This window comes from Sulfuricurvum sp. (genome assembly GCF_028712165.1).
In the GTDB taxonomy this organism is placed as follows: domain Bacteria; phylum Campylobacterota; class Campylobacteria; order Campylobacterales; family Sulfurimonadaceae; genus Sulfuricurvum.
Window position 1 is genome coordinate 39,885 of the sequence record NZ_JAQTQR010000010.1, and the last position, 9,426, is coordinate 49,310.

Annotated in this window: 9 protein-coding genes; 3 read left to right on the forward strand and 6 right to left on the reverse strand. The window is 43.2% G+C overall.

Annotation, left to right across the window (positions count from 1 at the left end; translation table 11 throughout):
• Positions 1 to 2: 2 nt before the first annotated feature.
• Entirely contained in the window at positions 3 to 809 is an 807-nt protein-coding gene (locus PHP90_RS03000) for a YihY family inner membrane protein (RefSeq protein WP_299925028.1), read from the forward strand.
• Here the strand turns inward: PHP90_RS03000 and PHP90_RS03005 are convergent.
• The 6 genes from PHP90_RS03005 to PHP90_RS03030 all read right to left on the reverse strand — a co-directional run bounded on the left by PHP90_RS03005 (position 756) and on the right by PHP90_RS03030 (position 7,501).
• On the reverse strand, positions 756 to 2,018 hold the full coding sequence (locus PHP90_RS03005; RefSeq protein ID WP_299925031.1) for a ComEC/Rec2 family competence protein: 1,263 nt from the start codon (positions 2,016 to 2,018) through the stop codon (positions 756 to 758). The two genes, PHP90_RS03000 and PHP90_RS03005, sit on opposite strands and share 54 nt — an antisense overlap.
• The gene (locus PHP90_RS03010) at positions 2,018 to 3,466 is read right to left on the reverse strand and encodes a replicative DNA helicase (RefSeq protein ID WP_299925034.1); all 1,449 of its coding nucleotides are present in this window, start codon (positions 3,464 to 3,466) and stop codon (positions 2,018 to 2,020) included. The genes PHP90_RS03005 and PHP90_RS03010 overlap by 1 nt, the downstream gene beginning before the upstream one ends.
• Complete coding sequence (ispG, locus tag PHP90_RS03015; RefSeq protein ID WP_299925037.1) at positions 3,467 to 4,528, reverse strand: flavodoxin-dependent (E)-4-hydroxy-3-methylbut-2-enyl-diphosphate synthase; 1,062 nt, start codon at positions 4,526 to 4,528, stop codon at positions 3,467 to 3,469.
• Positions 4,529 to 4,558: 30 nt separating this feature from the next.
• A complete protein-coding gene (locus PHP90_RS03020) occupies positions 4,559 to 6,403 on the reverse strand; it encodes a primosomal protein N' (protein ID WP_299925040.1) in 1,845 nt (614 codons plus the stop codon).
• A 4-nt stretch (positions 6,404 to 6,407) separates the two neighbouring features.
• Positions 6,408 to 6,866 carry a type II secretion system protein gene (locus tag PHP90_RS03025; protein ID WP_299925043.1) on the reverse strand — a complete coding sequence of 153 codons (459 nt, stop codon included), beginning with the start codon at positions 6,864 to 6,866 and terminating at the stop codon, positions 6,408 to 6,410.
• Between the two features lie 122 nt (positions 6,867 to 6,988).
• Positions 6,989 to 7,501, reverse strand: a complete 513-nt coding sequence (locus PHP90_RS03030; RefSeq protein WP_299925046.1) for a type II secretion system protein — start codon at positions 7,499 to 7,501, stop codon at positions 6,989 to 6,991.
• Between the two features lie 171 nt (positions 7,502 to 7,672).
• On the opposite strand from PHP90_RS03030, the gene PHP90_RS03035 reads away from it, so the two are divergent.
• Complete coding sequence (locus PHP90_RS03035; RefSeq protein ID WP_299925049.1) at positions 7,673 to 8,065, forward strand: hypothetical protein; 393 nt, start codon at positions 7,673 to 7,675, stop codon at positions 8,063 to 8,065.
• 123 nt (positions 8,066 to 8,188) lie between these two features.
• A partial coding sequence (gene pckA, locus PHP90_RS03040; RefSeq protein WP_299925052.1) for a phosphoenolpyruvate carboxykinase (ATP) occupies positions 8,189 to 9,426 on the forward strand: 1,238 nt, incomplete at its 3' end.

A 9,426-nucleotide genomic window follows, 5' to 3' on the forward strand; every position in this document is an offset into this window, starting at 1 on the left:
CGATGAATGTTAAAGCGGCACTAAGACATATCAGACTTTTTTTCCTGATGCTTTTTGATCGGGAAATTACCGTCTATGCGTCCAGTCTTAGTTTTTATACTATTTTCACGGTAGTACCGCTTTTGATTATTTCACTCAGCCTGATAGCAAACGTTCCCGTATTTGAAGACCAATACGCCAAAATTCAAGTCTTTATTTTCGAAAATATGATGCCGGTTCAAACCGCCGCTGTTGCAGGATACCTCGAATCGTTTTTCCAAAATTCGGTACAACTAGGGGTGATCGGATTTGCAACCATGATTGTCTCATCACTTCTTTTTTTCCAAAACTTCGAACATATCGTCAGCAAAATTTTCAAAACACCTAAAAGAAAACTTTGGGATGCGATTACAACCTACTGGACACTCATTACCCTCGCTCCGATCATTCTTATCACATCGATGAGTTTAAAAGCCTATTTGGTTGCACATGTCAGTGGTATTGCACTTCAAGCCCTTTCTATTTTCCCTTTTATTCTGCTTTGGGGGATTTTCTTCGTCATCTACCACATCGCTGTAAATGCAGACGTTACCACAAAGGCTGCAGCTATCAGTTCATTTGTTGTAGCTATCGTTTGGGGAGTAGCTAAAAACAGTTTCATCCAGTATGTTTTTTACAACAAAACCTACGCAACGATGTACGGATCCTTTTCATCGCTCATCTTCTTCTTTTTATGGATTTATGTTTCATGGATCATCGTTATCTACGGAATGAAGTTATGCTATCTGATAAACCGCGCTTCCCAACGTAGCGAAACCCAAAACGCCTAACGCCCAAAAAGAACCTTTCCAACGCATCGCGCTGAGTGCCAATACAATACTGAGTATTCCGACCCACATTGGAATCACCACATTTCGAAGCTCTCCTGAATCAAACATTTTGATTAAACCAGCATCAAAAAGATCAGCCCACGGGCTCATGTGCAGTGCCAATACTGACGGATAATAGAGATTGAAAATCAGATTGATCGGAATTGATCCGATATGCCACCAACTGAATGTTCCGAATATCGCCAGCGAAATCGGCAAAAGTACCAAATAGCACCAAATATTAAGTGCTAAAAATATCTGCCAAGGCTTCCAATGCTCATAATAGCGGATGAAAATAAAAATAGAGAGTACTCCGAAAGAAGAAAACCAAAAGGATAAAGAGAAAAAAAGTCTCGGAAAAAATGCGAGTAATAATCCAATTGCAATCATCAATGTTTGAGACGAAATAATCTTTATTCCCCGATCATAGAGACAATAACCTACTATGATCATCCCAAACGACCGAATCATTGCCGGATTATATTCCAAGATCGAAAGATAGGCAAAAAGCAGTCCTCCCACGACTAAAAAAAGGTCCCGATTGCCGTGGCGATAAGGAAAATAGCGATTTTGAACGAAACGATACGGGGTTCTGAGAAAGAAATAAGCTATCAAACTCAAAATCCCAAAATGGTATCCACTGATCGACAATACAGCACTCAACCCCATTGCTCCAATCAATGACTGAAACTCTTGTGACATCGGCGAGTTGACAAACAATGCCCCATACAGTTCTTTCATACTCTGATCGCTATGTTGTGATGCAATACGTCGATACCATTGTTCTTTGAGACTTAAAGAGGGATACACTTCATAGATAGCTCCTCGAGTACGAAAGCCTTTAAGATAATCCAGAAAACTCACCTTCGCCACCTGAAGCTCGAGTAACACTTCTCGCCCTCGCAGATCACGCAGATACGGACTCATAATACATCGAACATTCGCACCGTTTTCCAGCCGAAATTTAATGGAAGTTTTTGGTTTCTCCGAAATTAACCGAACTTCTTGATCGATTACTTCTGCACGTATCAGAGGATCATCGAATTTGACAAAATCTTTATATCGGAAATATTCCCAACCGAGGGAAAGAGAAGTAATGAAAAGAAGCATGATGAAAAAGAACGACCCGCTTTTGAAATCAAAAAGTTCGACCCGCTCTAATTTTGACATCAAATAATCGGCATCGATACCGTTTCATCATTGACATTCATTGTCGCACTTTTCATGTCGATACTTTCATATACGATCTGCGCCGCTCCGAATGTAGGCTTGTCAACGAAACGGGTGAATTTTTTCTGGAACATCAGTTTCACATGTCCGGTAGGTCCGTTACGTTGTTTACCGATGATAATCTCGGCTTCTTCTTCCTCTTTCTCGACGTATTTGGAGATAAATTCTTTTCCGGCATTTATCGCTTCTTTCTCCCGCTCTTTTTCCTCTTTATAAAGATAAACGTCATTACGATAGACGAAGAGGATGATATCAGCATCTTGCTCGATCGATCCAGACTCACGGATATCGCTGAGCATCGGACGCTTATCCGAACGTGATTCAAGACCACGGTTGAGCTGAGAGAGAGCTACGATAGGTATCCCCAATTCACGCGCCAACATTTTCAGCCCGCGCGAGATTTCACTGACTTCAAGATGACGATCTTTTCCCCCGGTACCGTTCATGATCTGAAGATAGTCGATAACCGCTACTTCGATCTCTGGATGACGGCCTTTGAGCTTACGGAGTTTGGAACGGAGCTGATGGATATTGATAGAGCCGTGGTCATCTACGAAGAGTTTGGAGTGACGCATCTTATCCACTGCATCGTTCAGCCGCTTATACTCTTCAGGATTCATATCCCCGACACGCAAACGCTGGAGTTGGATCGATGTTTGGACACTGAGCAGTCTCAACATCAACTGCTCCGCAGGCATCTCCAGTGAGAAAAAGGCGACTCCTTTTCCTTTATCCAGGAGATTTTGCACCATATTAAGAGCAAACGATGTTTTTCCCATCGCTGGACGGGCGGCGATGATAACGAGATCCCCTTTACCGAATCCTGTGGTCATTTTATTGAGTTCCGCATATCCGGTATCGACTCCGACGAGGACAGAATCACCCCGTGCTTTCATCTCTTCGATATAGGCTAACGTCTCATCTGCTATGGCCGGGGCATCTTTGAAATCGGTTGCCTGAGAGCTCTGGGTGATTTCATAAAGCTTTTTCTCGACCAAATCGACGACGTCTGTTCCGCTAAGTTCCTCTTCGAGAGTAACCCGTTTAATCTCCGTCGTGAGGGTCAGCAAATGACGTTTAATCGCTTTATCTTTAATCTCTTGAACGTATGCTTTGGTATTTGCGATCGGATTGGCAGTGAGGATTTCGACCATAACCCGCTCATCAAATTTCTGCTTGGCGGTCAGTTCTTTGCGAATAAACTCTTCATCGATAGGGAGATCGCGATGAGATAGACTCATCATCGCCCTGTATATCTCCTGATGTGCCGCGAGGTAAAAGTCTTCCGGCGTTAGCACCGCATCAAAATCGTCAAATTGCGCTGGATCAAAAATAATGGAACTGAGTAAAGAACGTTCAAAAGCGAGGTTGTATAACGATTCTTCCATTTACTCTTCCTCTTTTTCCATCTTTTCAACTTCTTCGACGAAACGATCCACCAGTTTGTCTTCATCGAGTCGTGCAACCACTTCACCGCGTACCATAACAAGCCCTGAGCCTTTACCGTAAGCGATAGCGACATCGGCGTGTTTAGCTTCGCCGATTGCATTGACCACACATCCCATCACTGAAAGATCAAGCGGTTTTTTGATATGTTTAGTACGCTCTTCGATCACGGCAACCGCTGAAACCAAATCGGCTTCTATCCGACCGCATGTCGGACATGAGATGATATTCGGACCCTCTTTTGCGACACCGCTGTCTTTGAGGATGGCACGTCCTACTTTAATCTCCTCTTCGAGTTCCCCCGTAATCGAAACCCGCATCGTATCGCCGATACCCTCGAGTAAAAGTGTTCCCAAGCCGATCGCACTTTTGATCGTCGCATGAAAAATTGTCCCTGCTTCGGTTACTCCCAGATGAAACGGATAATTGTTTTTTGGACGAAGCATGCGGTACGCTTCGACAGTACGCTGAACGTCACTCGCTTTGAGCGAGACTTTGATATCGGTAAAGCCGAGGTCTTCGAGATATTTGATGTTGTATTCGGCGGATGCTACCATCCCCTCCGCACTTTGCCCATAGCGCTGTTCAAACTCTTTTTCCAAACTCCCTGCATTGACCCCGATACGAATTGGAATATGGCGTTCCTGACATGCTTTTACGATTTCACGAATCCGAGACTTTTCGCCGATGTTGCCGGGATTAAACCGGATACAATCGACTACTTCGGCGGCAATAAGCGCCAATTTATAATTAAAATGGATATCGGCAACGAGAGGGAGCGAAATCTGTTCTTTGATCGATTTTAGGGCGCGTGCATCCTCTTCATCCGGCACCGCAACGCGAACAATATCGCATCCCGCAAAATGGAGACGATTGATTTGCTCCACGGTCGCGGCAACATCCGCAGTGCGCGAATACGTCATCGACTGTACCGAGATAGGGGCATCGCCTCCGATGGCAACATTTCCGACAAAAATTTGTTTGGTAGGGTAGCGTTTTATCATGAGGTGATTGTAGCTTTTTGGATGTTAAAGTTACGTAAACTCTATGGGGTCCATATCGATCTCCATCATCGGTGACTTGATATGTTTGATCGCTCGGATCAGATCGGTGCTTTTGTCGCTTCGAAGCAAAATTTGGAATCGATATTTGTCCGCGATCCGCTCAATAGCCGATGCTCCGAAACCGACAATCTGTACCTTCTCCATCCTCTGAAGTTGTGCTACCGCCTCTTCCATCGCTTCTTTCGCCTTGAGGCCATTTTTATGGGCATAAAGCAAGCGGGCAAGTTTCTTAGTTGGGGGGTAACGACCGTTGCGGATTCTCAGTTCATCGATCAAGAATTTCTCATAATCCTCCAGATACTCCCGAAAAAAATGTTCATTGAAACTCTGTACAATTACGGTCGCATTTTGCTTCCTGCCGCTGCGACCAGCGATCTGAACCAAAAGAGATAAAGCTTTTTCCCGTGCACGGTAATCGGATTGCGAAAGGAGATTATCCAGTCCCATTACGATGGCGAGGGCGATATCGTGATAATCATGCCCTTTGGAGAGCATCTGCGTCCCGACGAGCAAATCGATCTCATGGCGGTTAAACGATGCAAGCACTTTGATGAGTTTATTTTGGGTCGTGATGATATCACGATCAAATTGCTGAACTCTCATATCTTGTGAAAGTTGATTAAAATGCTCCACTGCTTCAGCAGTCCCCAGTCTCGCTGTACGTAATGCCCCGCTTTGACATTTCGGGCATATTTTCGGTAACACTTCCGTGTAATTACAATAATGACATTTCAGCGCACGGGAGTTTTTATGCTGAGACATCCCTACACTGCAGAATGGACACTCTACATGGTAACCGCATGATTCACACACCGTGTATTTAAAATTGGCTCGTGTTGGGATAAAAACAATTCCCTGATGCCCTAGCGCAAAATTCTCCAGCACAACACGGTCAATACTCGGAGTCAATGCTTCCAAAGAGGGTTCAAATACAAATGTCCGCTTGGATTCATAGAATCCCCCTCTTAAACGAAAAAACGGATATTTGGCATAACTCCCTAAACTCGGGGTTGCACTCCCCAATACCACCGGAATTTTGAGTAAATTACCGATATACACTGCCATATCTCTGGCATTGTAACGGGGACGGGACGAGGATTTATAGCTCTCATCGTGTTCTTCATCCACAACGATCAGTCCCAAATCCGCTATCGGTAAAAAGAGTGCCGAACGAGGCCCCACAATGATGTGTGCCTCACCACTATAGATTTTTTCCAACGTCACCTTTTTCTGTTTCGGAGTCATCTTTGAATGCCACAACACTACCGCATCTCCAAAGTGTGCACAAAATCGTGACTCCATCTGCGGTGTAAGCGAAATTTCGGGAAGCAGCAATAAACACCGCTTACCTTCGCTTAGAATCTCATCCATACGCCGCATATAGATTTCGCTTTTACCCGCCCCCGTATCGCCGAAAAGAAGTGATACAGAGTTGGAACGGATAAAATGCAGGGCTTGAACTTGAGGTTCTGAGAGGATAATATTAATCGCCGATAAAGATATTTCTTTACGGATAGGCTCGACATCTACGGAATAAGGGACATAGAGGTTCAGTGTTTCCCCCAAAGAACATCCATAATATTCCGACATAAACTGAGCACTCTGTATTTGATGATCCGAATAAAAAAACGATCGGATCATACCGATAGGTTGTGTGGCAAATACAGGTTGCTCACATTCGTCAATAACAACACCCTGCAGGATGCGGCTGGAGAGCGTTACTTCAACTTCTCTGCCGACGGGTAGAAAATCATCTGAATGGTAGGTGAGAGGTTCGAGAGGAGAGCCCAAAAGGGCTATGCGGTAAAAAAGCACGATATTAACGTGTTAATCGTGTACATTCATCCGCTTTATTCGTTGCATCTTCTACACAGGTAAATTGTCCATTGTTTGGATTGTAAGTAAATACAGCATCTGGATTATTATCTCGATCGTCAACATGATACGTAAAATTTAAACCATCTCCTGCAGCTTCCCATTCACCTGAGGCTTTACCCATTTTCAGAGGATAGGTTAATAAAGTTCTTGTTGCATTACTCTCAGCAGCTGTAAAATTGTTATTGATATCTGGTACAAAGTTTGTAACACCTTGCAATAGTAATCTTTGACGCTCTGCCAAAATTGCTGAGCGTATCGCTGCGACATCTGCCGTTCCTCGGGCAAGCTGTGCATCAGTAATGCTGTTCCCGATTCTCGGAAGTGCAATGGAAGCGAGTATACCGATCACGACGATAACAAAGATCAGTTCTGTCATCGTAAATGCACTGCGTAATTTCATTGGATTGCCTTAAAAAATCTATTTTTAAAGTAAGTAAAGTAAAAACAATTCACCTTGCCCTTGCTTTAACTACTTTATAACCCTCCGGACGATCTCGTCCGAAGAGAATCAAATACCTACACTTATTTAGTAGGATAAGTTACAGAAGTACCGTCAGTTTTCTTCAATGCAAAATGAGGTGCACTGCTCATGCTACCGTCCATACACATAACATCATATTGTACAGTACCGATTTTGCCGGTTGAAACAATTCCCCATGCAGCTAATTCAGCATCTTTATAACCAGTGTTTGCTGCTGGCGCTTTATAAACAACACATTTAGTAAGATCTGGTACAGTAAGATCATCTGCTTTAGCATCACCTGTTCCTACCGGAGTTTCAATTTGATCCACCAATTTTTTGCTGTAATCAATCGGTGCAGCATTTTTAATAATACCGTTAAGATTATTACTGATTGCATCTGACCATAATGCCGGTGCAACAGTACGGTTCAACGTACCAACATACGCTTTCAATTTCCCCTCTTGTGCTTGTGAAGCAACACCGATAAATTTAGGCAATGCAACTGCAGCCAAAATACCAAGAATAACGATAACGAAGATTAACTCGATCATAGTAAAACCTGAACGTTTCATGGTTTACTCCTTTGAAGTTTAAAATGTAGATTACACTCGTAACCTTAATATGATTATGAGCTTCTAATTCTTATAAAACGTTTAAATTAAACATTATTTGTCAATATTCTTACTCTTACAGCTATTTAAGATCTATATGGCATAATATTCTTATATAAAGAAGGAGAGACAATGAAAATCGCTGTACCCGTTATGGATGAGAATCTCAAAATGGCCGGAAATGCGGGACACACCCCTTATTTCGCGGTATATACCCTCAATGGCGGAATGTTTAAAAGTTTTACGTTAGAAGGGCTCCGCGCTAATCCGAAAGTAGCCGGTGAAGAACCGCACGATCATGATGAACATCACACCTGTGATCATGATGCGGATGATTTGGAACATATTCAGGCTCACGATACGATGGCAGACACAATTGACGACTGTGACTATCTTGTTGTCAAAATGGCGTGTAAAAATACGGCTAAAAGTATGAACAATGTCGGAGTCAAGCTCCAAAAATATAATGGGAGCGAAGCGCTAGCTCCTAAAATTTTAACTGAGTTGGCGTCACAATTTAAATAAATCATCACTTTAATTCTCGTTTATAAATTGAAGTCGTATAATTCGCAGCACAAATAAAGCATCCGCTTTAAATTTTCATCGTTGTACAGTACAACGATGAACCCGAAAAGGTAAAACAACACCATGATTTCTGCAGAGATTGAGACATTAGGCATAAAAAATAGTGGAAAGCTTTTCCATAACCTCAGTTACGACGAGTTAATTCGACACGAACTGGAAAAAGGTGAATGTAAGCTTGCCGACAATGGTGCAACCATGGTAGATACCGGTATTTTTACCGGCAGAAGTCCGAAAGACAAATACTTTGTCAACCAAGACCCTTCCAATCAATATATTGCATGGGGTGATGTCAATAAAAAAATTGATAAAGCGGTTTTTGATGAGCTTCTTGTCGTCGCCCGCGAACAACTCTCCGGAAAAGATCTCTACATTACAGATGTTTTCTGCGGCTCCAGTGCCAGCAGTAAACGTTCCGTCCGTTTTGTATCTGAAATCGCGTGGCAGTCTCATTTTGTCAAAAACATGTTCATTCGCCCGAATGAATCTGAATTGGAGAGCTTCAAACCTCAATTTACCGTTCTCAATGCATGTAAAGCTGTTAATGAAAAATGGGCTCATCATGGATTGAATTCCGAAGTCTTCGTCCTCTTTAGTGTGGAAGACAATCTTTGTATCATCGGTGGTACCTGGTACGGCGGCGAAATGAAAAAAGGGATTTTTTCTATGATGAACTACTGGCTTCCTCTTGAAGGCAAGCTCTCAATGCACTGTTCGGCAAATGTTGGTGCGGCTGGTGATACCTGCCTCTTCTTCGGACTCAGCGGAACCGGCAAAACAACGCTCTCAACTGACCCTAAACGTGCACTCATCGGAGATGATGAACATGGTTGGGATGATGATGGTGTCTTTAATTTTGAAGGTGGATGTTACGCAAAAGTAATAAACCTCGACCCTTCCAGCGAGCCGGAGATCCATAATGCTATCCGTCGTAACGCTTTATTGGAAAACGTTGTCTACGATGAAGACGGTGTTGTGGATTATACCGACAGCTCTAAAACCGAAAATACCCGTGTCTCTTATCCGATTGAACACATCGAAAATCATCAGCCATCATTGATGGCCTCTCATCCAAAAAATATCATTTTCCTCTCTGCCGATGCATTCGGTGTATTGCCTCCGGTAAGCCGTCTTACAAAAGAGCAGGCTATGTACTATTTCCTCAGTGGATACACCGCAAAAGTTGCCGGAACCGAGCGTGGTATTACCGAGCCGGTTGCAACCTTTAGCTCATGTTTCGGGGAAGCATTTCTACCACTTCACCCAACCGTGTATGCAAAGCTTCTAGGAGAAAAAATAGATGA

What these genes read in the sequence shown, in the direction of transcription:
- PHP90_RS03030 (WP_299925046.1), bottom strand. Translation starts at nt 7,501, where the DNA reads ATGAAACGTTCAGGTTTTACTATGATCGAGTTAATCTTCGTTATCGTT.
- ispG (WP_299925037.1), bottom strand. Translation starts at nt 4,528, where the DNA reads ATGATAAAACGCTACCCTACCAAACAAATTTTTGTCGGAAATGTTGCC.
- PHP90_RS03000 (WP_299925028.1), top strand. Translation starts at nt 3, where the DNA reads ATGAATGTTAAAGCGGCACTAAGACATATCAGACTTTTTTTCCTGATG.
- PHP90_RS03035 (WP_299925049.1), top strand. Translation starts at nt 7,673, where the DNA reads ATGAAAATCGCTGTACCCGTTATGGATGAGAATCTCAAAATGGCCGGA.
- PHP90_RS03025 (WP_299925043.1), bottom strand. Translation starts at nt 6,866, where the DNA reads ATGAAATTACGCAGTGCATTTACGATGACAGAACTGATCTTTGTTATC.
- PHP90_RS03005 (WP_299925031.1), bottom strand. Translation starts at nt 2,018, where the DNA reads ATGTCAAAATTAGAGCGGGTCGAACTTTTTGATTTCAAAAGCGGGTCG.
- PHP90_RS03010 (WP_299925034.1), bottom strand. Translation starts at nt 3,466, where the DNA reads ATGGAAGAATCGTTATACAACCTCGCTTTTGAACGTTCTTTACTCAGT.